Raw genomic sequence first — 26302 nt, forward strand, 5'->3', positions numbered from 1 at the left:
ATTTAACGTTTGTAAATAACGGAATAAATGCGAAATTTTAGAAATTTGCAGGATTCAATTCAAGCTTTAGCCGGAATTAACAATCATTTTGATTAGATATTTCTTAAATTGGCGCGGAAAGTGATCGTGGTGTCAGCCGCAGGGCTGGGCATCAAAAATGTTTGAAGGAAACCAGAACAATATGCGAACGAACTTTGGAAAATTTTTCATTGGTACTTTATTTTTAGTATTGGGCTTGGGATTTTTGACTGAGGGATACGCCCAGGAAGAAGACTTTTTTGTTGTTGCGGGCCGATTGAGTACCGACGATGGAAATAATGAGAATGTCCAGATTTTGATTTTGAAAAATGGTGTTGAAGAACAAACATTTACGCCGCCCCGTAGTGGACGTTTCAGCTTTGAGTTTGAGTATAACAACGAGTTTAACATGACCTTTTTTAAAGACGGTTATTATAAAAAGATGATCATCGTCTCAACGCATGTCCCCCAAGAAGTGTTGGAAGTAGATAGTAAGTTCCCCCCTTTTCAGATTGAAGTGTCGTTGGTCAAGGAAATTCCGGGAGTGGACAAAAGTTTCACCAATAAACCAGCAGGACGGGTATATTACAATGCCAATATTGATAATTTTGATTCGGAAGTTTATTTTTCAGATATTCAGCTGGAAGAGCAGGCTGCCAATGCCCGTGCGCAGGAACAGGCCCTGACTGAGGAACAGCGCGCGGCACAAGCCCAGCGCGAAGCTGATTATCAGCGAACCATAGCCCGGGCCAATGCGCTGACCACCGAAGAGAAATATGAAGAAGCCATTGCTCAGTTTCAAAGCGCCAACGGCCTATTTCCTGAACGCGATTATCCGAAAGACCGGATTGCCGAGTTAAATGATTTGATGAGTGCACTGCGATTGGCCGAAGAACGCCGACGTCAGACAGAGCAGGACTACCAGGAAAAAATCAGCCAGGCCGATGCCTTGTTTCAAAGTGAATCGTATGAGCAGTCCAAAGACGTTTATGGCGAGGCTTTGGTATTGAAACCAGAGGATTCGTATGCTACAGGGCAAATAGCTAAAGCCGATGAATTGATTGCACAGAAACAGGTCGACCTTCAGTATAGAGACTTGATTTCCCGAGCGGAGAACCATTTCAATAATAACCAGTGGATGGATGCCCGTGGATTGTATGAGGAAGCACTAATGTTGAAACCATCCGAATCAGCTTTTATCAACGAGCAGATCAGTAAAATTGATGATGAACTGGCCGCGCAACAGGCGATGGCCGAACGCGAAGCGCAATATAACAGCTTTCTGGAGCAGGGAGCACAGGCTTTTCGGGATGAAAATTATCAGGACGCATTGGATGCTTTTCGGCAGGCGCTAACCCTTAAGCCGGGCGACGAACAGGCCAGCGGTCGAATTGCAGAAACAGAGGCAATTCTCGTTGATCTTCAAAACAGAGCGCGCTACAATCAGAGTATCGCCGAAGCTGAACAGGCCTTGAGCAATGAAGATTTAGCCATGGCAAAATCGCTTTTTAGCCAGGCGCTCACGTTTTTTCCCGATGAGAATTATCCGAAGGAAAAAATTTCTGAGATTGACGAGGCCATGGCGCTGATGTCGCAGTTTAACCATTTGGTTGAGCAGGCCACCATGTTCGCCAGTCAGGAAGAATACCAGCAGGCCAAGCAACTGCTGCAGCAGGCGCTGCTGATTAAGGATGATGAGGCGGTTCGCAGTCAGGTCCGTGAAATGGATGAGCAACTGGCCCGAATTGAGCTGGAGAACAGCTATGCCGACATCGTGAGCCGCGCCGATGCTGCCAAGGCTAATGAAGCATATGAGCAGGCCAAATCACTCTATCGTGAAGCCCTGAAAATAAAAGATGATGAATATCCGGCAGTGCAGATTCGTGCGATTGATGAGATTTTAGCGGGATTGGCAGAACAGGCGAGACTGGAGCAACAGTTTAACGAAATCATGGCCAATGCCGAAGCTGCATTTGTGCAAAGTGAGTTTCAGGTGGCTCTGGATGGCTTTAATGAAGCGCTGGCTCTAAAACCTGGAAATCAGCAAGTGACAGGCCGCATCAGCGAAACGGAAGAGATGATCCGGCGGCTTGAGCAAAAGCAGCAGTTTGATGCGTTGGTTGCTCGTGCCGATCAGGCTTTTGAGCAAGAGAAGTACGAGCAGTCCAAGATCGGTTATCAGGAGGCGCTGGACATTCTTCCTCAAGAAACACATCCACAGAATCAGATTGCGCGGATTGATCAAATCCTGACCCAGCTTGAAGCCGAAAGGCAGCGGGAGGCTGACTACCTGGCTGCTATTCAGGCTGGCGATTCATTGCTCGATTCGGAAAATTATTCCTCGGCGAAAGACAGTTATCAAGCCGCTTTGGCATTAAAATCGACTGAGCCTTATCCGCAGCGAAAAATAGCAGACATTGACTCAATTCTGGCACGACTGGAACAAGAGCGACTGGTGGCTGATGCGCTTCGTGCTTCGTATGACGAAGTGATTGGGCGGGCAGATGCGGAGTTGGCCGATAAGCAATATGCAGCAGCTCGTTCGTCTTTTGAAGAGGCGCTGAGCTTGCTTCCGGAGGAAACGTATCCAAAAGATCGACTGGCCGAGATTGACCGATTAATTGAATTAGAACGGGACAATGCGTTCCAGGCAGCCATTGCTTCGGGTGATCAGTTCTTTGAGGCGGAAAATTACAGCGAATCGAAAAGTGCGTACACTGAAGCCCTCGAAATTAAACCAAGCGACACCTATGCTGCCGAACAGATTACGCGGATTACAAACATCCTGGAGCAATTAGCACAGGACCAGTTGCAGCGGGAGAGACTTCAACAGGAATACGATGCGAAATTGAAGGAGGCCGAGCTGGCTTTCAATAATTCACGTTTCGAACAAGCTAAGAATTTGTACCAACAGGCCAATACATTAAAACCGGACGAAACTTATCCGGTAGAGCAAATAGCAAAGATTGATGCCTTGCTACTCGAAATACAGAAGCGTGAGGAAATTGACCAACAATATGCTCAAAAAATGCGGCAGGCAGAAACCGCTTTTAATGCCGATCAGTTGGAAGAGGCACTGCGGTTGTTCCGCGAGGCTGCTGAGTTGAAGCCTGAAGAACAATTGCCGCCAAGACGAATTGCTGATATTGAAAGCCTGATTTCGCAACGGGAAGAATTGGCTCGATTGGCTACCGAGGAGGCACAGCAGCAAGAAGCTATTTTGCAGGCTAAGCGGGCAGGTTATGATGCGGCATTGGCCGAAGCCGAAAGCGCAGTGGGTCAAAAGGAATATGCAACAGCAAAGCGACATTTGGTTGATGCCTTGAATATTTTTCCTGAGGAACAATTTCCCAAAGATCGGATTGCTCAAATCGATTTGTTGATTGAACAGGAAGCGCTGGCGCGCATCGAACGTCTGCGACAGGCTCAGCAGGATTCGCTGCAACAAGTAAGACAGCGGGCATATAACCAAAAGGTTGCGGAAGCTGAGCAGTCGGAGCAGGCTGAACAGTTTGAAAGTGCGATAAACAGCTATTTTGAGGCGAAGGAGATTTTACCGGTTAATGCAGCTGAGGTGGATCGCCGGATTGAGCTGGTTCGTGCAAAAATGTTAGAAAAGCAAGGGATCGAAGCCAGTTACACCAATGCGATCCGGGAGGCCGATCGTTTATTTGCTAGCCAGGACTGGCAAAATGCACGCAGCAGGTACGAAGAAGGGCTTGTCTACAAACCTGATGCGACTTATCCCAGGGAGCAGCTTCTGCTGATTAGCCAGCGACTGGAAGCTATTGAAACCAGTTATACCGAAGCCATTCGTTTGGGCGATCAGCTTTTTAATGATGAAAATTGGAGCCAGGCAAGAACCCGTTACAATGAGGCTCTTCGGATTAAGCCCCAGGAGCAATATCCGGTGGATCAGCTAGCAAGAATTAGTCAACTGGAAAGACAACCTGAGTTAGTTGTCGTTGAGCAGATCGAGGATGAGCAGCCAGTCGTGCGACCTGCTCAAACGGCTACGGCCTCTGATTTGTATCAGGAATACCTTACTTCGGCCGATAACAGCTACGATCAGCAAGACTACAAGGTGGCACAATATTATTACCAGAAAGCGCTGAATGAGAGGCCAGGCGAAAGTCATCCAAAACAAAGGATTCAGGAAATCTCAGAATTGATTAACCGGACGATGAGCCAAAACGAGTTGGCTGCCTATAAGGAAGCCATCAAAATGGCAGATCAGGCATTTGTTGAAAAACAGTATAGTATTTCGAAGTTTCATTATTACAAAGCGCTCGAAGTGAAGTCGTGGGAGCAGTATCCGAAAGATCAAATTCAGGAAATTCAGCGTTTGACCAATTCTCTGCTTTCGCAGTTGAAGGAAGAAGAATACCAGGACTTGATTGCCAGGGCAGATGAAGCCTTTATCAAAAAAGATTATGCTGTGGCACGTGCTTATTACAACCGATCGTTAACGATCAAAGTTGATGAGCAATATCCGAAAATTAAACTGGAAGAAGTCGCCGAGATTGTACAACAACGACTGTCGAACGCTGATGAACAGGCTTATCAGAACTTTATTTTGCAAGGTGACGAGGCTATGGCCGGGGATAATTTCAGTGTGGCGCGATTTTACTATCAGAAGGCATTGGGGCTAAAACCGAACGAAAGTTACCCACAGGAACAATTGAAAGTAATAAGGGAAAACCTGAACAGTGTGAACTAGTTTTTGTTCAGATGCTTGGTGATTACCGAATACAATTCGGATTGATCTACGATTCCTTCTCCGGTCCACTGGACAGACCCTTGTTTGAAAAGAATCAGAGTAGGAATACTTTTTACCTGATAATGGGAGGCAATAAATGGATTGTTGTCAACATTGACTTTGACAATCCGGATACTTTCCTTAAACGTGCTTTTTACCTCTTTTAATATCGGAGGTATTTGCTTGCACGGTTGACACCAATCCGCGTAAAAATCAACCAATACCGGGCGCTCCGACTTGATAATTCTGTTGAACTTCTGTCTCATCTGTTATCCTCTTTTTCGTTTAATAATTCGTCGAAACATTAACTATCTGAATGATGCAATGGGCAAGAAGATCAATGGTGTTTGGTTTTTCTAGATGTTTTGGATTGTAGAAGTTTAAACATAGTCAAGCCTGATTAGTTTAGAAAACTCAATCGATAATAGTGATAGGCAATAGATTCTGTTGAAAAATAAAAAGGCTGCCAAAACAGATTGACAACCTTTTTTATGAGCGGGAGACGAGATTCAAACTCGCGACCCTTAGCTTGGAAGGCTAATGCTCTATCAGCTGAGCTACTCCCGCATTTCAGTTTCGAGTTGTGAGCTTCCAGTCTCAAATCGATCAACTTGAAACTATTAACCTGGAACTTTAAACTGTTTTTGTGGGGAGAGCAGGATTCGAACCTACGAAGTCATAAGACAGCAGATTTACAGTCTGCCCCAGTTGGCCGCTTTGGTATCTCCCCAATAATATTTCAAACAACAAAATCCAATCATTCAAATTCCAGTCTCCGATGATTTGGGATTGGTTTTCTATCAATTGGATTTCTCCATATTTGAGCCGAATCTCAGATTCGAACTGAGGACCCCGAGATTACAAATCACGTGCTCTGGCCAACTGAGCTAATTCGGCAAGTGGGTAAGCTACCTGTGTCGCACCGCTACAACCGCCTACCCTTGCTGCCTTCCGACCCTGGGGGGATTCAGCGGGAGCTGGTCGCACAGGACTTACCCGGCGACAAAAGTAGAAAAAATTGTATACCCGGCAAACGAAATTTGCCTTTGGTCGGCTTTTTTTTGAACTGGCTTTTCTAATCAATTATTGATCAGGTATATGTTTCAGCGTTTTTTTCAGAATTTTATTCGAACTAAATAACCACTGGGTAAAGTGTTCTTCTGAAAAATCCAATATATTTGTCGTGTACCAATAAATCAGATTAATCATGGAACAAAAATCTACTTTTTGGAAGTCAGCAATGACTTATGGAATTTACCTGGCCGTAGCGCTTATCCTATACAATGTGGTTCTCTATGTTTTAGGCGAGAGTATGAATAAAACACTCGGTTTGGTAACTTGGGTGATCATGGCAGTCGGTATTTATCTTTGCCAGAAAGACTATCGGGATAAAGAGCTGGGAGGATTCATTGACTATAGTAAGGCGCTGGGTTTTGGGGTGGCTATTATGCTGTTTGCAGGAGTGTTGAATGCGCTTTACACTGTTGTTTTGATGAAAATTGACCCCAGTCTGATGGAACAAATCCGTATCATGCAGGAAGAAGCCCTGATGCAACAGGGTATGTCGGACGATCAGATTGAGATGGCCGGTGAAATGATGAGTAAGTTTCAAAGTCCATTGGTTCTTGTCATTTCCAGTCTGTTTACCTTCGCTTTTATCGGATTTATCATATCTTTGGTCACTTCAATTTTTATCAAGAGAAAAGAAGATGAAAATGCTTTTGATGAAGCGATGGGAGAGGTCAAATCTGAAGAATAGACAAGCATGAACATTTCCGTAGTTATTCCTTTGTTTAATGAAGAAGAGTCGTTGCCGGAGCTGACGCGTTGGATTAAACAGGTCATGGATCCTAACCAGTTCACTTATGAGATCATTTTTGTTGATGATGGGAGCAATGACCAGTCGTGGAAGGTTATTGAAAGCTTAAATCGGGCCAATCCAAGCGTCAAAGGCATCAAGTTTAGGAGAAACTACGGGAAATCAGCGGCTTTGTACGCTGGATTCGCCGAGGCAAGGGGAGAAGTGGTGATTACCATGGATGCTGATTTACAGGACAACCCAGAGGAAATCCCAGAACTGTACCAAATGATCACGGAGCAAAACTACGATTTGGTTTCGGGCTGGAAGAAGAAACGGCACGATCCGGTTTTATCGAAAAATATTCCCAGTAAATTCTACAACTGGACTGCCCGCCGGATGACAGGCATTAAGATTCATGATTTTAACTGTGGGTTGAAGGCGTATCGCAGCCAGGTTGTTAAATCGATTGAGGTGTATGGAGAAATGCATCGTTACATACCGGTTTTGGCTAAATGGGCAGGATTTAAAAAGATCGGCGAAAAAGTTGTCAAGCACCAGGAACGGAGATATGGAGAAACAAAATTTGGCATGGAACGATTCATCCGAGGGCCGTTGGATTTACTTTCTGTCATTTTTATTTCGAGGTTTAGCAAAAAGCCGATGCATTTTTTTGGTGTTTTGGGCTCGTTGATGTTTTTAGTTGGATTGATTGCGACAGTAACCGTGGGTGTCAATAAATTAGTTGCTTTGTCGCATCATTTGGTAGCGCCGAGAGTAACTGACAATCCTTATTTTTACTTGGCTTTGACCGCCATGATTATTGGTACACAGCTTTTCCTGGCTGGTTTTATCGGCGAGTTGGTTTCACGAAATTCGGCCGACCGAAACAAATACCTGATCGAAGACACTTTGGGGTAGGATTGATTCTATGCTTTTCAGAATCGATTTTCGTATTTTTTCAATTGCCGTTCAATTTTTTTATTATCGGTCAGGTGTTTTTCCAAAAACTGAAAGGCTTTACGCGCTATAAACTGGTTTTCATGATCAAGCAAGGCGGCGATGACTTCTTCACTTTCAGCTTGCTTGATTTGGTGTACTGCAAAAAGATCCAACACATTTTTGATCATCGACCCATTCAGTTCAGGCAGCTTTTCAGCCAGCCGAAATTCAATTGTTGAGGCAAGAAATGGAGCTTCTTCCAACTTGCTGAGAATCTTGCGCTGCGTGAAAGATGAGCTTCCTTCAAAGTAATAGAATAGCTTGAGCTGGTTTTGCTCATCAGCCAGCATCACCGGGGGAATGCTTTCAATCGCTTTCCCGGAAATTGTATGGTCTTTGTTTGCAATGAGTTCGAATAGCTTGGCTTGAAGACTTGTAGTCCAGTCAAGCTCTTCCTTCAGGTTTTCCAATCCCCAAACAACATCGCGATGATGTCCGCTGTTAAGGATCTTTAATACCAAATCCGCGTGGATATTTTTGCGGGTATAATTTTCAATAACATCCTGCGTATTTCCATAAACAATATGCCAAATCGTATAGGTCGAATAAACGGCATCTTCAACGATGTAATCTTCTACTCCGGAAATGGTGGCGGCCGTTACTCCATCCACTTCGTTCTCATCAACTACCGGAACCAGCTCTTCCATCTTGTAATTGGCCAGCTCCGAGTACGGATCGGCCAGTAATATGTGCAACCGCTCATAATCCTTTTTTTGGAATGGCTCGTGCTCGGATTTACTCAAAAATTCGCCTTTGGGTAATTGAAAGCCCTGGTAGCGTCCGGTGACGGACCAGTGAAGCGTTATGTCCAGCATGCGACATTCGCCATCTATACACACCCCCGTTAAGATATTCCGATGGTAAGAATGAATCAAACCATCTCTATTTTTTATAATAAACAAGGTGTCGTTGGGAATGGTGTCGTTAAAATTGACCAACTCGAAGGAGGTTTCCGGATGCCTCGCCTCAAATGTCGGAGCAAAAAAGTATTGTACCGCGTCTGGATCTTTTCCTGACAAGCTGAAAATAACAAATAATAAAAGGATGTACTTCATCTGGTTCATACTTTCCAACACTTTCGATTTCAACGTAAACGAAGTTCAATTGGTTTGCAAAAGTACTAAAAGAAAATAAAAAGACATCCAACTCTTTTTAAGAAATTGTGAAAAGTGAGTTGAACTTGGCGGCCAGATGAAAAGCTGTTCAATTTACCGGTAGCTTTGCACGATGATTAAAGAGCAATACAATCATGTCCCGTTTAATCCTGCCAAATCGCCTGTTTTTTATGGGTGGTTTGTTGTTCTATGGGGAACGCTTGGGATTATTATGAGTGTGCCCGGCCAAACGATGGGTGTATCAACGTTTACTGATCATTTAATTGATGCCCTTAGGTTCGACCGGAATGAGTTGAGTACGGCCTATTTGATGGGAACCATTGCCAGTTCCTTTCTGCTCACCCGTGCCGGAAAACTTTACGATAAAATCGGTGCCCGGTGGTTGGGAACGATGGTTACGATTGCTTTGGGTTTTGTATTGATTTACCTGAGCCAGGTGGATCGAATTTCTTTTAGTTTTGCTGAAGCTTTGGGATTGGATACCATTCAGTTTTATGTCAGCTTTATATTTGTTACCCTTGGCTTTTTCATGTTGCGCTTTACGGGGCAAGGCGTGTTAACCATGCTTTCGCGCAACATGATGATGAAATGGTTTAACCGCAAACGCGGCTTTGCCAACGGAATTAGCAGCGTATTTGTTTCGATGGGCTTTGCCATTTCTCCGCTTGTTTTCGATTTTTTGATTGAAAGTTACAGTTGGCGATGGGCTTGGATCCTGCTGGCGCTGGTTGCTGGTTTTGGCTTTAGTGTGGTTGCCTTGATCTTTTTCCGGGATAATCCGGAGGATTGCGGACTGGAGCAGGACGGAGACAGTCACGAGCAGGTTGAAGAACAGGAGCGGGTACTGCATCGGGCTGAAAAGCAATATACGCTGAAAGAGGCCCAACGATCCTTGCCATTTTGGGTCATGGTCGTTGCGTTGTCAATGCAGGCACTCTATATCACCGGATTTACCTTTAACCTGGTTTCTATTTTTGAATCGGCCAATATGGATAAAACAGTGGCTTTAGCTGTTTTTGTGCCAACTTCTGCCATTTCTGTTTTTATTTCGTTGGCCGGGGGCTGGCTAAGCGATCACATTAAAATGAAATATTTACTGCTGGTTTTTTTGTTTGGACAAATCGTTTCACTCGTCAGCTTGTCCTTTTTATCGCCCGGATTACCTTATGCTTTCATGATTATTGGTAATGGTATTGTAGGCGGTTTGTTTAGTGTACTTAGCACGGTTGTCTGGCCCAGGTTTTATGGGCGTAAGCACTTGGGGGCCATTAGCGGGTTTGCCATGAGTTCTCTGGTTTTTTTCAGTGCGATGGGACCCTTGTTATTTAGCTTTTCTTTCACTGAGCTAGGTTCATATGCCTGGGCGGCGTACGCTTGTTTAGCAATTGTGGGTGTCAATTTTATTGCAGCTTTTAAGGCCGATAACCCGCAAGAAAAACTTGCCCGCTGATAGTCGGGTTTTCAGCAGGAGCTTTATCTTTGTTGGAATAACCAACAAAACCTTAGATCATGAAAAATACGTTTCGAGCTGTTTTTTTCTTTGCAGCACTTCTGTTGCTTGCTGCCTGTCATAACAAGAATCAGGAAGAATGGATTTCGCTATTTAATGGCAAAAACCTGGCTGGTTGGGAGGCGATGGAGCATCCTGAATCATTTCGGGTTGTCGATAGTGCCATTGTTTGCCACGGAGATCGGGCTCACTTGTTTTACACGGGCGGGCCTGAAAAAGGCATCTACAAAAATTTCGAGCTTAAAGCCATGGTCATGACGATGCCGGGCTCTAATTCAGGCATTTTTATCCATTCAAAAAAGCAGGAGCAAGGTTGGCCTCTAAAAGGCTACGAAGTACAGGTAAATAATTCGCATCAGGGATCAGGAGATTACGTCGAACTTAAAAAAACCGGCAGTCTTTATGGTATTCGCAACGTTTATTACCCTACGGTTGACGATAATGAGTGGTTTGAAATGAGAGTCAAAGTTGTTGAAAATCAAGTTGAAATCTATGTAGATGGCAAACAAGTGGTGAATTACATTCAACCGGATCAGCCTGATCGTGCCCGGAATGACCAATATAAGGTTTTGGATCGTGGTTGTTTTGCATTGCAGGCGCACGATCCAAACAGCACCGTTTATTTTAAGGATATTCAGTTGAAAGTGCTGCCTGATGGCGATGTTTTGATACCGCCTGTCGATAGGGAATGGGATAGTAAAATTACCAAATTGCATCTGGCGAACTTCCCGGTAATCGATTTTCATGTTCACCTGAAAGGCGGCTTAACCATTGAGCAGGCTGCGGAAAATTCGATGAAGCTCGGAATTAACTATGGCATTGCGCCTAACTGTGGATTGAAGTTCCCGGTGACTGACGATGAATCGCTTTACGCTTACATGGACACGGTGAGAGGTCAGCCCATTTTTAGGGGCATGCAGGCCGAAGGTCGTGAGTGGGTAACCTTGTTTTCGCCCGAAGCAATTGCGCAGTTTGACTACGTGTTTACCGATGCTATGACCTGGACCGATGACAAAGGAAGGAGGATGCGTCTGTGGATCCCCGAAGAGGTTTTTGTGGATGATGAGCAAGATTTTATGGAACAGTTGGTTAGCCGCATTGAAGCCATCGTTTCGCAGGAGCCGATTGATATTCATGTCAATCCAACCTATTTGCCTGAAGTGCTTGCTGATAAGTATGATGAGCTATGGACTGACGAACGGATTGATCGTTTCGTGAAGGTATTGGCAGAGAATGACGTAGCCCTTGAAATCAACTCTCGCCTGAGGTTACCATCGGAGAAGATTTTACGATGTGCGAAAGAAGCGGGGGTGAAGTTCACTTTTGGAACCAATAATGTTACTCCGGAGTTTGGACGCTTGGAGTATTCCCTGGAAATGGCAGAAAAACTGGGATTAACTTACAAGGATATGTTTATGCCGAAACCTGATGGACAGAAGCCGGTTCAAACCAAAGGATTGCCCACACATATTACCGGTTAAAAATAGGAGACGTTCGATCGCAGGCTTTCGGTGATTCCCTTGAGCTCAACGGCTGATTTTATGATTTTTACAATATTTTCAGGTTTGAATCTGGAAACATTAATTACCAGGTCAAACATTTCTTCGGGATGCTTTTTGTTGAGGTAATGCTTGCGAAAAGTTTCCCGTTTTTTTTCCGTTTCCGAAATGAACTTGATGGCTTCATCGGTGGAAATGTTATTTCGGGAAGCAATCTTTTCAATACGCCAATCCAGGGGAGCTTCCAGTCGAACATGCAGAGAATGCTCAATGTCCTTAGCAATGATATGTCCGGCACGTCCTACAATAATACAGCATCCATCAACAGCAAATCCCTTGATTACCTCTTTGACTGTTTTTAGGATCATCCGGTCACTTTTGTACATTTTTGCATTAAAAGCTTCCAGTATTTCATCGAAAGTGGAGTGTTCGTCGGGGGTAAATAGTCGGTTAACTTTTCGGGGATCTAACTCTAGCTGTCGGGCGCTTTCGTGTAATACTTCCTTACTGATGACCTGCCACTTTTTGCAAATCACAAATTCATTTAAAGCTTCGGCAAGGTTATGGGCAATTTTAACACCTCCGCAGCCCACCTGTCTCGAAATCGTGATTACCGGACCCGCAATGTGGCTTTCCTTGCGACGTACCGGAGAAATTTCGCCGAAGCGCTTGTTCATATAATTAAGCAGAGAATTTTCCATGACATTTGATTTTGAAGTTTATTTAGTTTTACGAATTCATAGTAAATCAGTTATATGTTTGTGAGTAGGAAAAAGCTCAGCTTTTTTTTGTAATTTATCCGAAGCCTTGTCAAAAATCATAAGCAATCAGTAGAATTGTAGCTACCTTTCGAAATCGTTTAATTTTATTGAAAATACCAGGCCCATGTTTAATCGAGATATTTATCGTCAAAGACGTCGTCAGTTAAGAGAGAAAGTAAGTGGAGGACTGATTCTGATTCTGGGAAATTCGGACTCACCAATGAATTACAAGGACAATACGTATCATTTCCGGCAGGATAGTACATTTTTATATTTTTTTGGACTTGATTTTCAGAATCTAGCCGGTTTGATCGATGCTGATTCAGGCGAAGAGATGCTCTTTGGTGATGATTTTTCCATCGATGATATTATTTGGATGGGGCCTCAAGAGAGCATGCAGGAAAAAGCAGCCCGGGTTGGAATTAAGAAAGCGCTTGTTTTTGAAAAGCTGTTTGCCCAGGTTGGCGAAGCGGTAAAACGTGGACGGAAGATTCATTTTACACCGCCATACCGGGCTGAGAACCAGTTGCTGTTGCAGGAACTCACCGGAGTGGTTCCATCACAGCAGAAGGCTGAAGCATCGTTGGAACTGATTCAGGCTATTGTGAGTTTACGTTCCATCAAGGATGAGGGTGAAGTCGAGGAGCTGAGAAAGGCAGCAGCTGCTGGTTATCAGATGCATGTCACAGCAATGAAAATGGCCATGCCTGGTACCTGGGAACAGAGAATTGCCGGGACCATTGAAGGAATTTCTTTGGCTAATGGAAATCCGCCTGCTTTCCCGATCATACTGTCCCAAAATGGCGAGACTTTGCATAACCACGATCATTCCAATATTCTGGAAAAAGGCAGACTTTTGCTGGTCGATGCAGGTGCGCAAACTGGCATGCATTATGCTTCCGACTTTACGCGTACTTCGCCGGTTGGTGGGACGTTTAGTCAGCAACAGCGCGAGATTTATGAAATAGTTTTGGCGGCGAATAATCGGGCGACCCTATTGGCTAAACCTGGCGTTAGTTATTTATCCATCCATCTTGAAGCTGCCAAAGTGATTGCTTCGGGGCTGAAAGCCTTGGGGTTGATGAAGGGCGATGTGGATGCAGCGGTTCAAGCTGGTGCCCACGCTTTGTTTATGCCTCACGGACTGGGTCACATGATGGGATTGGATGTGCATGATATGGAAGATCTGGGACAAATTTATGTTGGTTACGACGATGAAATTCGACCTGTCAATCAATTCGGGACGGCTTCGTTGCGTCTTGGACGAAAATTGCAGGCAGGCTTTGTGATTACCAACGAACCGGGCATATACTTTATTCCAGCCTTGATTGATCAATGGAAATCGGAAAAAGCAAATCGGGAATTTATCAATTTTGACCGGTTGGATGCCTTCCGCAGTTTTGGTGGAATTCGCCTGGAAGATGATTTGCTGATTACTGAGAAAGGCTGTGAGTTAATTGGGGAACGGATTCCGATCACGCCCAAAGACGTGGAATCAACCATGAAATGAATTTATCGATAGATTTATGACCATCAAAGGCTGCTAATTGGCAGCCTTTTCTTTTAAGATCCGGTGGTAAAAATAGTCAAGTTCGGTCCTGATTTCATCACGCAGATGCCGGTAAGCGTCCAGCTGACTTTCATATCGGTAGTTCGGTTTATCCGGGTTGCTAAAGCTGAGGTGCAGTTTGTTTTGATAAGGAATGGGGAGTTGATGAAATTCCTCTTTTGTATTCTCTCCAACAGTAATCAGGTAGTCGATTGGCTCATCTTTGAGTGCAGATACAGGTTGAAGATCGGCCAGGTTCATCACCAGACCAATCTCTTTCATGACTTGAACGGCTAATGGATTGATTTCTTTTGCCAGGCCAATTCCAGCCGAAAGGACTCGCTGTCTTGAGTCGATCGATTCCAGAATGGTTTTTGCCATTAAGCTTTTGCAGGAACCTGATCCCGAACATAAAAATAGAATGGTCATAATTAGACGTTTAAGAAAGTTTAATTTACAGGTTTTTAAACAATTAAAAAATAACATTTGTCTTTTTTGTTGCTGAATGTCAGGGGCAATTTATCTTGGGAACCAGTTGTTTTTCCTTTTTTAGGTCAATCGAATGGTGATTTTGTTTGCAATTTGTCCTGTTCTGAAATCTTCTTGTGGCAAAATGAAGGAATTTTGTATCTTGTGAGCCCAGTTGATTGAAATAAAATGAATAGAAACGGCAACCTAGTTCGCGAACCTTTTGAAGAGATTCTCAAGAGTAGGATTGAGATAACAGGGATTCAGTACATCAAAGATATACTTTCTTCACTGTCATCAGTGATTTGCATCCTGAATGATCGAAATCAGGTCGTGTTTTCGAACGATACTATGTTGGAAAAGTATAACCTCGATTTGGAGGAACATGTTTTGGGAGTGCGTCCTGGTGAGATTTTCAATTGTGTTAATGCGGTCAATGATACAGGAGGATGTGGCACTACGGAAAAGTGTGAATACTGTGGTGCAAAAACTGCATTTGATCAGGCGTGGAAACAATCTAAAAAAGTTGTCCGTGAGTGCAAAATAACCTCCCAAAAAGATCAGGAAACTTTTCAGCTCGACTTAGAGATCACGGCTACACCAATTGAATTTGAAAAAAAATACTTGATTGTATCGATTGAAGACATCACGGAACGTAAGCGAAAAGCCTTATTAGAGCGAATTTTCTTTCACGATGTATTGAATATTGCGGGCGGATTGAGTGGAATTTTAGAACTAATGCCTGTACTTTCGGACGATAAGAAGGAAAAGTACCTGGAGATTGCCAGCTCATTGACTGAGCAGATTATTGATGAGATTCAAGGGCAGCAGCAAATGATGAAAGCAGAATTGGGCGAGCTGCAGCCTCATTTTGCTCCGATAAAAATAGACCGGTTGCTTAATAAGCTGACCGATCAGGTTCGATTTCATGTGGTGGCTCATGAAAAGCATACAGAAGTTGTTAATCAAACTACTGATAGAGAAATTGTAACCGATCAGACCTTATTGACGCGGGTGCTGGTTAATATGGTGAAGAATGCCATGGAGGCTATCCCCAGCGGGGCCAGTATCGTTCTGAAGGCAAAGGATCGTGGAGATAGTGTCCGGTTTAGTGTGTTCAACAATACTTATATGGCACATGACGTTCAGATGCAGATCTTTCAGCGCTCCTATTCTACCAAAGGTCATAACCGAGGAATTGGCACTTATAGTATGAAGTTGCTGGGTGAGAGGTACTTGCGAGGGGTGGTTGGCTTTTCGAGTACCGAAGCGAAAGGCACTACCTTTTACATTGATTTACCTGATACGCCTCAAGGCTTTTGATTCGATTGGAATTTATCGCCCGATGCTTTTAAAATGAGTCGAAGCGACTGGTCAAAAGTAAAATACTTCCACAGCCAGTTGATGAAGATCAGAAGCCGGTTTTTGACTCCAACGATCGACATCAGGTGAACAAACATCCAGGTAAGCCATGCCAATGTCCCGCCAAAGCGGACAAAAGGCAAATCAACGACTGCACGGTTTCGACCAACAGTAGCCATCGAGCCTTTATCTTTGTATTCAAAATCAACCCACCGTTTGGAGTCCCGCTCACGCGCCAGGTTATCAGCCAGTGTTTTGGCTTGTTGAAGCGCAACCTGAGCAACTTGTGGGTGACCATTGGGGTAGTTGGGAGTTTCCATGTAGGCAATATCGCCCAACGCAAATACCCTGTCCATCCCGTCAACCTGATTGAAACGATTGACTTTGATGCGGTTTCCTCTTTCCAATTTTTCTGAACTGATTCCCTTGGGCATTTGTCCCTCAATTCCCGCTGCCCAAATTAAGGTTTGGGTTTGAATCGGCTCGTTGTTTTTTAAACGTGCTGTTTGTCCATCGTAGCTTGTTACCATATGCGACAATAGAACCTTGATGCCAAGTTCTTCGAGGTACTTTTTCGCTTTTTCGGCAGCCTCACGGCTCATGCCGCTTAGTAAATGAGGGCCCGCTTCAATTAAGGTGATTTCCATCAAACCAAAGTCCAGGTCCGGGTAATCTTTTGGAAGTATAAACTTTTTCATCTCAGCCAACGCGCCACAAACCTCTACACCGGTGGGGCCGCCGCCAACTACCAATACGCTTAAAAGCTGGCGTAATTCTTCCCTGTCGCGCAGGGTAACCGCTTTTTCAAAATTCAGCAAAATACGGTTGCGCAGGTAAAGTGCTTCTGAAACTGACTTCATAGGCAGGCTGTAATCCTGAAATCCCTGGTTGCCGAAGAAGTTGGTGTTGGCGCCGGTGGCAATTACCAAATAATCGTACCACATGGTTCCGAGGCTGGTTTCAATCATCTTTTTTTCGGGTAGAATGCGCTCTACTTCGGCAATTCGAACATACACGTTTTTTATTTTCTGAAAGACTTTTCGGAGAGGGAAGGAGATGGAGCTGGGTTCCAAGCCCGAGGTAGCTACCTGATAAAAAAGCGGTTGAAACTGGTGGTAGTTGTTACGGTCAACCAACACTAGTTGGAAGCCTTTTTTGTACAGTTTCCGAGCGAGCTTGAGCCCGGCAAAACCGGCTCCAACAATAACCACTCGTTTTTGATCTGTTTCTGGAATATTAACTGGCATGACAATTTTTTTTCACAAACAAACCACGCGAATGATTGTTGTTGCACGTTGGCGAAAAGAGTGGTCAAGCCCAATTGAAAAGCAAGAGTGCTTTGAACGAACAAGCAGGCTGTCTGCCCGTAATGTTATGGTTGGTCTAAAATGAACCGCAATGTTTTAATTCAGAAAATCATTTGCTTTCTGAAGAGCCAAATCAAAAGTGGATAAGATCATGGATTGATCAAGCAACTCCAGCACCTTGTTCTTTTCCAGTTCTTTCAGGATTTCCGGGCGGACTCCGGAAAGAATAACCGTGGTGTGCGAGTGATGCAGGTCTTTAATGACATCCTTCAGGTTGTGCAGGCCGGTTGAATCGATGAATGGGACGTGTCGCATCCTTATGATCAATACCTTCGATTGCTGTCCAATGCTTTTTAAGGTCGCGCTGTACTGTTTTGCCGAAGCGAAGAAGAATGGCCCGCTGATCTCGTAAATTGCCAAACCCTCAGGCAAAGCGCTATAATTTTCAAGCACGTCGCTGTCAATTTCCATTTCGGTTTTGGTTCCGGCGTCGGCCATTCGTTTCATAAACAGCAGGGCCGAAAGGACAATTCCAATTTGAATGGCGTATGTTAAATCGACCAACACGGTAAGAAAGAAAGTGACGAGCAAAATCAAAATATCAAAACCCGATCCTTTTAGAATGGAGGCGAATAAGCGCCATTCGCTCATGTTGTAGGCTACTACAATCAGGATTCCGGCCAGACACGACATGGGGATGAGTTTGGCCCACTGGCCGACAAAAAGCATAATCAGCAGCAGGGTAATAGCATGGACAACCCCCGAAACAGGTGTCCGTCCCCCATTTTTCACATTGGTTGCGGTTCGGGCAATGGCTCCGGTTGCCGGGATTCCGCCAAAAATGGGAGTGATTACGTTGGCAATTCCTTGGGCAATCAGTTCGGTGTTAGAGCGATGATTCCCACCAATCATCCCATCTGCAACAACGGCTGACAAAAGCGATTCAATACCTCCCAGCAAGGCAATGGTAAGGGCGGGGGCGAGGTAGTTGCCCAGTTCGCTGAGTTCGATGGAAGGAAAGGCCAGCTGAAAACCGTTTGGAATTTCACCAAAAACAGACTCAATGGTGGTCACCGGCAGGTCAAACATTTGCACCATTGCGGTAATAAAAATGATGGCGACGAATGATCCAGGTATTTTACTGGTTATTTTTCTGAAAAATAAGGTGATGAGTATTGTGACAAGTGTGATTCCTAGAGCCATGGGGTTGAATGATTCAATTTCGACTAGGTAGCTACCCCATTTGGGCAAAAAATCAGCAGGCAGGTTGGCGATTTCTAATCCCAGCGCATCCTTGATTTGGGTGGTGAAAATGACCAGGGCAATGCCGCTTGTGAAACCAACAATGAGCGGATGTGGAATAAACTTGAGGAGCGAACCCAATCGAAGGAGTCCAAATAAAATCAGGAAGACACCCGCCATCATAGTAGAGATGATCAGTCCATCCAGTCCGTGGGTTTGTAAAATGCCATAAACAATAACAATGAACGCTCCGGTTGGGCCACCAATTTGTACCCGGCTGCCACCCAAGACTGAAATTAGCAAGCCGGCAACAACAGCGGTGATCAGCCCTTTTTCCGGAGAGACACCGGAAGCAACAGCGAACGCAATGGCAAGCGGCAACGCAACGATGCCAACAATAACACCTGCAAATAAGTCTTTGGAAAACTGTTTTTTTGTGTAACCGTGCCTGAGAACACTGATTAATTTTGGATTGAACAAATGGTCCATAAAGTAATTGCTTAAATTGCGAAGGTGCAAAGGTATGTAGAATTCGCTGCCGTTATTCTCGTAGTTCGTGGTATTTTAAAACTTTAATTATAAATCCCGTAATTCTTATTTTTGATGGGCGCAGAATAGGACTGATCTATTGGATTTGAATAAAAATTGATAGTTTTGCGCTTTAATTGTGCGCGTAAGATGAACAAATTTGAGGTGAAAGAAGAGATGGGTATTATCCAAGCCTGTTTCTATGGGGAAACCAAGCTGGAAGGCTTTGTTAAGTATTTTCAGGTTCTTGACAAGATGGAGTTATCAGGAAAAATCAGAATTCTGCATGATCACCGCAAATCTACCCCAGGTATGACTCCTGCGGAGCTGGGCGTCTTGGCTGACCTACTAATAAAGCATCTGTCAAAATTTGAAGAAGTAAGGATCGCATACATCAGTGATACTCCCAAAGGAATTGCGTTGGCGATGCTGCTGAAAGATCAATTATCGGTGGTGAATATGAAAACAGAGATCTTTTCAGAGGAAGCATCTGCAATCACATGGCTGAACTTGTATGCCTGAACTGGTTCAATGGTCTAAAGTGACTTTTTGATCGCGAAGATCTTGCAAGGTTACGCTTTTGAAGTAGTCAACAATCATCGTATTTAGATTCTCCCAAAATCCCTTCACCTGACAATTACTCCTGCGGTCGCAGATAAATCCCTTGGCCATACAGTCAATCACACAAATGCCCGGTTCGAATGCATTGTGAATATCAAGCATGGTTATTTCGGCTGGCGGCCGGGTTAAAATATAGCCGCTTTTTTTTCCTCTGAGGTTGACGATTAAGCCGGCCGTTTTTAGCCCATGAATAATTTGGTCGAGGTATTTGACTGACAATCCTTGGTTTACGGCAATGTCCTTTTGGAAAACGCCATTTTGCGATTCGTCCTTGGCAATTTCAAGCATAGCACGAATTCCATACCGGGTTTTGGTACTAAATTTCAAAAGTTGTTTCTTTTTGGTTTTTATGAAAATAAAATCCTAAAATTAATAAATATTTCATCCCGAACCTTCACCAGTCCGAAAAACTTGTTGGGTGGTTTAATATTGAAATCGGTTAACTTTATTTTTAGTTCCCCCGTTAGGCACCATTGGTTTCCGAAACAGGCATCAGAGAACGTTTGGCTTCTAAACTGTTTGGTGATACCGTTCATGCTGATGCCAATAGTCTTCAGATCTGACTCGCCTGCTTGGTCAAAGGTGATTTCATCCGAGTCGATTTCAATGGTAATTGTCGGGTATTTGTCAGCGTTAATTAGTTCCAGAAAGTCATTCAGCATTAATTTTGAATCAGCTTCGATCTGATCAGCAGGAATTTCTATTTCAACCATCGAGTTTCCTTTTCGAAAATCTCCCGGTACTTCACAGAAGTCATTTTCCCGGTATTCCATGTGAAAATCATTCACATTGGTTTTTCCTAAGATGTGAACCTGATCAAACATGTACCGGCTGAATGTCTCTTTCACGGCAGCCATTTGTCCGGCAACGGGATAGGACAACGTGCACAGAACGATTGCCAGGTATTTGTATCGGATTTTCATTTGTCGTGAATCAGCTGTTCTTATTTTTTTGAAGTAAAAAAGAAAAGGCAGTCCTGGTCATACAGGACTGCCTGATTCAAATAATAAGTTTTTAGAATGAAATGGCGGCTTCCAAGACCACACCATTAAATTTCCCACCAGCAATTGCTCCGTGAGCAGCACCATCATATTCCTGATTCACATAGTCAAGCTTCATCGTTACATAGTCAATCATTCGCCAGCCACCGCCAATGTTGGTGCGAGTCACTTCAGAGCCATCATTGTTTGATACTTTATTCAAACGAGTGCCGAAGTAGAAGTCGCCAACATTATAGATTGCCTGAAGGGCCGTTTGGGTGAAATGTTGGTCGTTTCCACCTTTAACGCCTTTCATGTTTTCGTAAATTCCAAACAGTTCAAGGCCATGAAACTGCACAAACAGGTTGGCCATGTAGCTATTCATCTCCGTTTGTCCTCCACCCGGACTCCAGCGTCCTGAGCGAAAGTTGTCGCCTTCGGCCGAAGCCAGTTGCATCACGTTGTAGTAACGGGCACCGGCACGGTCACCATCCCAGAGGGTCGATCCGCTGTGGCCTTCGCCAACGTGGTAGCCCGAAAGGTTTGCACGCACCCGCAAATCTTCGTTAATGTTGGTATCGTAGCCCAGTTTCCAATGGAAAACAAGCTCATCACCAATATCATTTCCACGTCCGTAGTTCATGCGTCCGTTGTTGGTTCCCACCAAAGCTAAGATCCCATTGTTGCGGTACATCACTTCCAATCCGGGATTGGTGGTGTAGTTATCCATAATCCAGTTGCCTACAAAAGGGTTGTTGGTAACGGCGGCGTTGTTGCTGCGGAAAAAATGCGCATCGCCATAGTTTGGGTTCATCACTCCGGCTTTAATGGTCAGGTACTGCATCAAATCATCGGCAGCCGGTAAAAAGGGCAGGTTATCAATGGTCAGGTATCCACCTTCGACCCACGCCTCATTGTGGTGGCGCGAGGACATGTAGTTGTTGATGTACAACTGAATTCCCGGTGCCAAGTCGGCTGTAATGTTCAGGTTGGCTGTTGGTAAATTGAAGTTATTTTTTAGGTCAATCAATTCAGCGTCAGCCTCGTGGTCGAGCCACTGAAGTTGAAGAGCGAAATCAGCTCCAACTTTAACTTTCAGATCAGAAAAATCTTGAGGATCTATTTTTTCAGCTTCGAATTGCTGGGCAAAACTTGTTATTGCGATCAATAAACTAGCAATAATTACTGTAATCTTTCTCATAATTGATAATTAAATTAAATTTAAAATACTTCTCTCTCTCTACTATTTGTTATAGACTAATTTATATTCAACTTTAATTTCATTTCCGGTTTTAATTGTTCCCATCATTGCCGTTGGAGGTTCAACGCCAAAGTCTGTCATTTTCAGGTCTAAAATGCCTTCAACCAGAATTTTTCCACTTCCATTTGTTAACTTGAAATCGTCAGCAACTTTTTGGGTTTTTCCGGCAATGGTCAGCTCCATCTGCACAGTTCCGGAATTTCCGTTTTGTGAGACCTGAAGCAGTTTAGCTTTAATTTGCGGAAATTTCTCTTCCTTCAAAGCTTCCCAAGCTTTTTTGTTCATGATGTTTTTGTCGCTTTCAATTGACGCAACACCCACTGTGAAACTACCTGATGTTAGCCTTTCGAGTGACTGGTCTTCCTGGAGGGTGAAAGAGCTGGTTGATGCTTTCACATTCATTTCCCAATCATGAATTGTCGAGGTGCCCTTTACGAGGATCGAACTGTTTTTTGAATCCAGTTTATACTGAACTTGTGCCATGGTTGCTAAACTTGCAACAGCAAATAGCATTGCTAATGCACTAAATCTAAAGCTTCTAATTATTGTCTTCATATTATCCTACCTTTCCTACTGTTTTAGTAGCACAAACATAGAAACAATTTGCATTTCCGCAAATGACAGAGGTTGCAAGACAATTAATTTAGAAGCGGACTAGATTGTCTTATTTTCATAATGTAATAGGAGACAGCAGGATAGTATTTTTGGAAAGTCGGATATGAAACAATAATAATCAAGAAATATTTTCCAATATGTCAACCAAATGCTTCCAGAACTTGTCGACGGTGTGAATATTGATCCGCTCGTCGGGTGAATGGGCGCCCAAAATGGTTGGTCCAATGGACACCATGTCCAGATCAGGGTACTTTTCTAGAAATAGCCCACATTCAAGCCCGGCATGAATGGATCGTACAATTGGTTTTTCGCCAAACAACTTTATATATGAGTCGACTGCGATTTTGAGGATAGGGCTGGATGGGTTAGGAGTCCAGCCGGGATATCCATCGGAGTGTTTGACTTTGGCTCCAGCAAGTTCGAACACCGAGCGAGCCATTTCAGATGCAAAATACTTGCGGCTTTCTATTTCGCTGCGTTGGCTGGTGGTTATGAGCAGGTTATTTTTGTCGACGAATTTAACGGATGCCAGGTTGGTCGAGGTTTCAACCATATCTTTCATGCGGGTGCTCATCTCCAGTACACCATGAGGGCAGGCATACAACAAGTTGAGTAAGTTTTCCTGGCTGGCTTGCGTAAGCACTTTTTCCGGAACAAGGGTAGAGCTTTGGTCTACAACCAGGTTGGGTTCCGTTCGCTCATATTCAAACTCAACATCGGCTGAAAACATATTGATCTCGGCAACCAGTTGTTCCTTTTGTACGCTAGGTACAATTACCGTAGCCGTTGCTTCCCGGGCAATGGCATTGCGCAAGTTGCCTCCATCGAAATCAGCAATTCGAACACCATACTTTCGGATGGCTTGCCACAGGAAGCGGGTCAGTATTTTTATGGCGTTTCCGCGTCCCTTATGAATGTCATCACCCGAATGGCCGCCCATTAAACCTTTCACCATAATTTTCATGGCAAATGATTTTCCCGGTGTCTTCTCTTTTTCAATGCTGAGTGTTCCCAATGTATCGACTCCACCAGCGCAGCCAATAAATAACTCTCCATCATCTTCTGAGTCAAGGTTGATTAAGATTTTCCCGCCCAAAAAATCGGGTTGCAGGGCAAACGCACCGCTCAATCCGGTTTCTTCATCCACCGTAACCAGGCATTCAATAGGACCGTGTGCAATATTGTTTGAAGTTAGAATGGCCATTTGGGCCGCTATACCAATGCCATCGTCGGCGCCTAAGGTTGTTCCATCGGCTTTCACCCATTCGCCATCCACTACCGGAACAATGGCCTCTGTATCAAAATTGAATATTTTGTCACTGTTTTTCTCGCAAACCATATCCATGTGCGATTGCAGCACAACGGTGGGTAAATTTTCTTTCCCGGCAGTTGCCGCCTTGCAAATCAATATATTACCAATCTTGTCCGATTTGGCTTTCAGCCCATTTTGTGCGGCAAAATTGAGGAGAAAGGCGCGGATTTTTTCTTCTTTCTTTGATGGCCGTGGAACCTGGCAAATCGCTTCAAAATAGTCCCATAAGGGTTGTGGCTGGAGTTTATCGAGTTTTTTCATATGATTAGATTGTTTTTTATATGGTCCGCCGCTTGCGGATGGAACTCGCACTTTAATTATTTCCTTTTGCGTTGACTAAACATGCTTGTTTCAAGTGTGGTACGTTTTCAACAAAGAACAATTTTCTTCATAAAATGATCAGTTGTATTTGTTGAAATATTGACTCAGCCGATCGGTCAAGCGGGCATAAATCGGTCTGGTAAATTCAACAAACAAATCTTGCGGTCCTGGGGGGGGGACAGCTTTATTGTTGATGATCCGGACCTGTTGTTCGGTCAGGACACCTTCGTCGCCAACAAAAATACCATATTGATTTTGCCACAAAAACTCGCCTGGCACCTCTTCGCTGAGAATTAGCTTTTGCGTCTCAAACTCTTCAATCTTTACGTTGAGCAGCCCTTGTGATGCCACTTCATCGGTAATAATTTTGATTTTACCCCTCAGTCGTTCCTGTCTTTTTTCGATGCGCGTTGAATCGCGGCTAACCTTAACTTCTACCTCTCGTTCAACCACACGGTCAAGGGTTTCCTCTTTTTCAAAATGCTGCGGTTGACCTACAAAAAAGTCATAAAATTCCATTCGAACAACCATGTCGGGATATTGAACCTGCTGCTTTTCGGCCTCTTCGGGGGTGTAAAACGCGACAAAACCTGAACTTGGAAACCGCTGTTTCATTCGGTTGATGACTTGTTCGTAAAAGAATTCGGAGGATAATTCATACCGTTTCAATGGCAGTGCAACGGATTCGAGAATGACGTGAATGGTTGCCCGGTCTTTGGCTTCATACATTTTTTCCAAAACATCTTTGTATGAGGGAACCAAGTTGTCGGCCTGTGAAAAGTGATAATAAGCTTCTTTTGCATCTTCGCGATTTGGGCGCGATAAGCTGATGAGACCAGCCTGGTAGCGTTCTTCAGCCGCCCGCTCGGTGGCCTGGCTCAGTTCAGCGGTGTACATTTTGGGCGACGACACCAGGCCACGTGCAGCCGGAACCCGCCGGATCAGGTTGCTCAGGTGGTTGACTCTGTTCATGATGTTGAGTGTTTTTCCCCATTTAAAGGCATCATTTCCACTCAGAATATGGTCAATTTCTTCTTGGTAATATTCCATCGCCAGCGAATAACCATCACTGACCACTTGTTTGGCTTTTTTATTGTTCGGGTCGCTGCTAAGCCGATTGACGGCTTTTTCTATGGCTTCAATATAATCGCCCCGATCCAATGCTTTTTTTCCTGAAGAGCAGGCGCCAACCAAAAGCATCACTAAAATGATAGATCCCCATTTTTTCATAAGTCCTAAGCTGTTTGTCATTTGAATGGGCTAAAAGTAACGATTTTTTTTATGCATCCTCTTCTCCTGTTACAGGATATACGCCAGGCGTAGTCCTTGTATGTGTCCTGTTGAGAATGGCAGGACGGCTACCCGTTTGGTTTTATTGTGTTTGCCACTCACTAAATTTCCCACGGCTATTCCCAGTGCGGCTCCTCCAGCTATGTCGCTTAACCAATGACGGTTGTCGTAAATTCGAGATAGCCCGGCGGCTGTAGCAATCGAGTAGGAGATGATTGGTACAACTGGCGTGTCTGAATACTGGTTGGCAATAACCGACGCCACCGCAAAAACCGCTGTCGTATGGCCCGATGGTAGGGCCGAACCTTTGAATGGGCCATTAAATTGAAACGGATCGTCGCCGGAGCTTGGACGAGACCTGCCAATCAGGCGCTTGGGAATTTGTAGGAACAGGCTGGCCAGTACAAAACTCTCGCCGGCTAGTAGCGCCGTGGACTGACTTTTCCTGTTTTTTGTCAATAAACCGTAGCCCATCAAACCGCCCATCATAGCGAGAGAGTATTCAGCACCCCAAGGTTCCAGGAAATTGGCAGATATTCGCTCGCCTGACCTGCCGGCATGTTGATTCCAGTTCTGAAAGGCCTCTTGTACGGGGTCATCAACCAAAAACAGGGCCGCCACCGATGCTGAAACTGCGCCAAAGGTTGCCCAGTCGTGCCCATCCCAGTGGGCAGGAGCAGTGAACAGGGTTTTAGTATCGTTCCATCCTTTTTTGATAAACGCCCGGTCTAATTGGAGCGAATCAACCTGGGCTGTTAGAACAAGCGGAGCCAAAAACAAAAGCAGCAGCAGTTTACTCTTCTTCATAAACCTTGAGGTAAAAGTCTGATTTTTCAATTTTCCGATAGCAAAAATCACAACAAAATTCAACCCGCAACACGGGAATTAATGATTTGTGAAGTTCAGCCAGGAATGTCGATACAATAATCACAACTTTTGCTGAAGGAAACAAATTTTCGCGCTGGTTGGGGGACTTTTTCTGGC

The 26302-nt window shown here is 44.3% G+C and carries 21 protein-coding genes, 3 tRNA genes and 1 other RNA gene; 8 read left to right on the plus strand and 17 right to left on the minus strand.

Translation table 11 applies throughout. From position 1 onward, the window contains the following. The first annotated feature begins 181 nt into the window (after positions 1–181). A complete protein-coding gene (locus tag AAC033_RS05480; RefSeq protein ID WP_339736237.1) occupies positions 182–4738 on the plus strand; it encodes a hypothetical protein in 4557 nt (1518 codons plus the stop codon). Here AAC033_RS05480 and trxA read toward each other — a convergent pair. The 5 genes from trxA to ffs all read right to left on the minus strand — a co-directional run bounded on the left by trxA (position 4735) and on the right by ffs (position 5775). After that, positions 4735–5043 carry a thioredoxin gene (gene trxA, locus AAC033_RS05485; RefSeq protein ID WP_339736239.1) on the minus strand — a complete coding sequence of 103 codons (309 nt, stop codon included), beginning with the start codon at positions 5041–5043 and terminating at the stop codon, positions 4735–4737. The two genes, AAC033_RS05480 and trxA, sit on opposite strands and share 4 nt — an antisense overlap. A gap of 228 nt (positions 5044–5271) precedes the next feature. Beyond that, a tRNA-Gly gene (locus AAC033_RS05490) sits at positions 5272–5344 on the minus strand. Positions 5345–5424: 80 nt separating this feature from the next. Then, positions 5425–5507 (minus strand) — tRNA-Tyr (locus AAC033_RS05495). 93 nt (positions 5508–5600) lie between these two features. Continuing rightward, a tRNA-Thr gene (locus AAC033_RS05500) sits at positions 5601–5674 on the minus strand. A gap of 1 nt (position 5675) precedes the next feature. Continuing rightward, an RNA gene (ffs, locus tag AAC033_RS05505) (signal recognition particle sRNA small type) lies at positions 5676–5775 on the minus strand. Positions 5776–5984: 209 nt separating this feature from the next. On the opposite strand from ffs, the gene AAC033_RS05510 reads away from it, so the two are divergent. Further along, positions 5985–6536 (plus strand): DUF4199 domain-containing protein, encoded by a 552-nt coding sequence (locus AAC033_RS05510; protein ID WP_339736241.1) that lies wholly within the window; start codon positions 5985–5987, stop codon positions 6534–6536. A gap of 6 nt (positions 6537–6542) precedes the next feature. Next, positions 6543–7496, plus strand: a complete 954-nt coding sequence (locus tag AAC033_RS05515; RefSeq protein ID WP_339736243.1) for a glycosyltransferase family 2 protein — start codon at positions 6543–6545, stop codon at positions 7494–7496. Positions 7497–7513: 17 nt separating this feature from the next. Here the strand turns inward: AAC033_RS05515 and AAC033_RS05520 are convergent, their stop codons facing one another. Further along, on the minus strand, positions 7514–8632 hold the full coding sequence (locus AAC033_RS05520; protein WP_339736245.1) for a hypothetical protein: 1119 nt from the start codon (positions 8630–8632) through the stop codon (positions 7514–7516). 172 nt (positions 8633–8804) lie between these two features. Between AAC033_RS05520 and AAC033_RS05525 the strand changes: the two genes are divergently transcribed. Both AAC033_RS05525 and AAC033_RS05530 read left to right on the plus strand, forming a co-directional pair. Further along, a complete protein-coding gene (locus AAC033_RS05525; protein WP_339736247.1) occupies positions 8805–10142 on the plus strand; it encodes an MFS transporter in 1338 nt (445 codons plus the stop codon). A 59-nt stretch (positions 10143–10201) separates the two neighbouring features. Next, positions 10202–11683, plus strand: coding sequence for a family 16 glycoside hydrolase (locus tag AAC033_RS05530; protein WP_339736250.1), 1482 nt, complete (start codon positions 10202–10204; stop codon positions 11681–11683). On the opposite strand, the gene AAC033_RS05535 is transcribed toward AAC033_RS05530, so the two are convergent. Then, positions 11680–12402: a cytidylate kinase-like family protein gene (locus AAC033_RS05535; RefSeq protein WP_339736252.1), complete on the minus strand. Its 723-nt coding sequence runs from the start codon at positions 12400–12402 to the stop codon at positions 11680–11682. The genes AAC033_RS05530 and AAC033_RS05535 overlap by 4 nt on opposite strands. A gap of 184 nt (positions 12403–12586) precedes the next feature. Between AAC033_RS05535 and AAC033_RS05540 the strand changes: the two genes are divergently transcribed. After that, positions 12587–13972 (plus strand): aminopeptidase P family protein, encoded by a 1386-nt coding sequence (locus AAC033_RS05540; RefSeq protein ID WP_339736254.1) that lies wholly within the window; start codon positions 12587–12589, stop codon positions 13970–13972. A 33-nt stretch (positions 13973–14005) separates the two neighbouring features. On the opposite strand, the gene AAC033_RS05545 is transcribed toward AAC033_RS05540, so the two are convergent. After that, positions 14006–14440, minus strand: coding sequence for a hypothetical protein (locus tag AAC033_RS05545; RefSeq protein WP_339736256.1), 435 nt, complete (start codon positions 14438–14440; stop codon positions 14006–14008). 228 nt (positions 14441–14668) lie between these two features. On the opposite strand from AAC033_RS05545, the gene AAC033_RS05550 reads away from it, so the two are divergent. Then, on the plus strand, positions 14669–15802 hold the full coding sequence (locus AAC033_RS05550; protein WP_339736259.1) for a PAS domain-containing sensor histidine kinase: 1134 nt from the start codon (positions 14669–14671) through the stop codon (positions 15800–15802). Here AAC033_RS05550 and AAC033_RS05555 read toward each other — a convergent pair. Both AAC033_RS05555 and AAC033_RS05560 read right to left on the minus strand, forming a co-directional pair. Then, complete coding sequence (locus AAC033_RS05555) at positions 15790–17088, minus strand: NAD(P)/FAD-dependent oxidoreductase (protein WP_339736261.1); 1299 nt, start codon at positions 17086–17088, stop codon at positions 15790–15792. The genes AAC033_RS05550 and AAC033_RS05555 overlap by 13 nt on opposite strands. 156 nt (positions 17089–17244) lie before the next feature. Next, positions 17245–18879 (minus strand): SulP family inorganic anion transporter, encoded by a 1635-nt coding sequence (locus tag AAC033_RS05560; RefSeq protein ID WP_339736263.1) that lies wholly within the window; start codon positions 18877–18879, stop codon positions 17245–17247. A gap of 189 nt (positions 18880–19068) precedes the next feature. Between AAC033_RS05560 and AAC033_RS05565 the strand changes: the two genes are divergently transcribed. Beyond that, on the plus strand, positions 19069–19440 hold the full coding sequence (locus AAC033_RS05565) for an STAS/SEC14 domain-containing protein (protein WP_339736265.1): 372 nt from the start codon (positions 19069–19071) through the stop codon (positions 19438–19440). A 6-nt stretch (positions 19441–19446) separates the two neighbouring features. Here the strand turns inward: AAC033_RS05565 and AAC033_RS05570 are convergent, their stop codons facing one another. The 7 genes from AAC033_RS05570 to AAC033_RS05600 all read right to left on the minus strand — a co-directional run bounded on the left by AAC033_RS05570 (position 19447) and on the right by AAC033_RS05600 (position 26125). Beyond that, on the minus strand, positions 19447–19866 hold the full coding sequence (locus AAC033_RS05570) for an Rrf2 family transcriptional regulator (RefSeq protein WP_339736267.1): 420 nt from the start codon (positions 19864–19866) through the stop codon (positions 19447–19449). Positions 19867–19886: 20 nt separating this feature from the next. After that, positions 19887–20462, minus strand: coding sequence for a YceI family protein (locus AAC033_RS05575; protein ID WP_339736269.1), 576 nt, complete (start codon positions 20460–20462; stop codon positions 19887–19889). Positions 20463–20553: 91 nt separating this feature from the next. After that, positions 20554–21720: a hypothetical protein gene (locus AAC033_RS05580; protein ID WP_339736271.1), complete on the minus strand. Its 1167-nt coding sequence runs from the start codon at positions 21718–21720 to the stop codon at positions 20554–20556. 42 nt (positions 21721–21762) lie between these two features. Further along, entirely contained in the window at positions 21763–22263 is a 501-nt protein-coding gene (locus tag AAC033_RS05585; RefSeq protein WP_339736273.1) for a YceI family protein, read from the minus strand. A gap of 250 nt (positions 22264–22513) precedes the next feature. Beyond that, a complete protein-coding gene (locus AAC033_RS05590) occupies positions 22514–23968 on the minus strand; it encodes an aminoacyl-histidine dipeptidase (RefSeq protein ID WP_339736275.1) in 1455 nt (484 codons plus the stop codon). Positions 23969–24106: 138 nt separating this feature from the next. Beyond that, the gene (locus AAC033_RS05595) at positions 24107–25258 is read right to left on the minus strand and encodes a hypothetical protein (protein ID WP_339736278.1); all 1152 of its coding nucleotides are present in this window, start codon (positions 25256–25258) and stop codon (positions 24107–24109) included. Between the two features lie 69 nt (positions 25259–25327). After that, positions 25328–26125 (minus strand): phosphatase PAP2 family protein, encoded by a 798-nt coding sequence (locus AAC033_RS05600; RefSeq protein ID WP_339736280.1) that lies wholly within the window; start codon positions 26123–26125, stop codon positions 25328–25330. Between the last annotated feature and the right edge of the window lie 177 nt (positions 26126–26302).

Source organism: uncultured Sunxiuqinia sp., from assembly GCF_963974515.1.
In the GTDB taxonomy this organism is placed as follows: Bacteria; Bacteroidota; Bacteroidia; order Bacteroidales; family Prolixibacteraceae; genus Sunxiuqinia.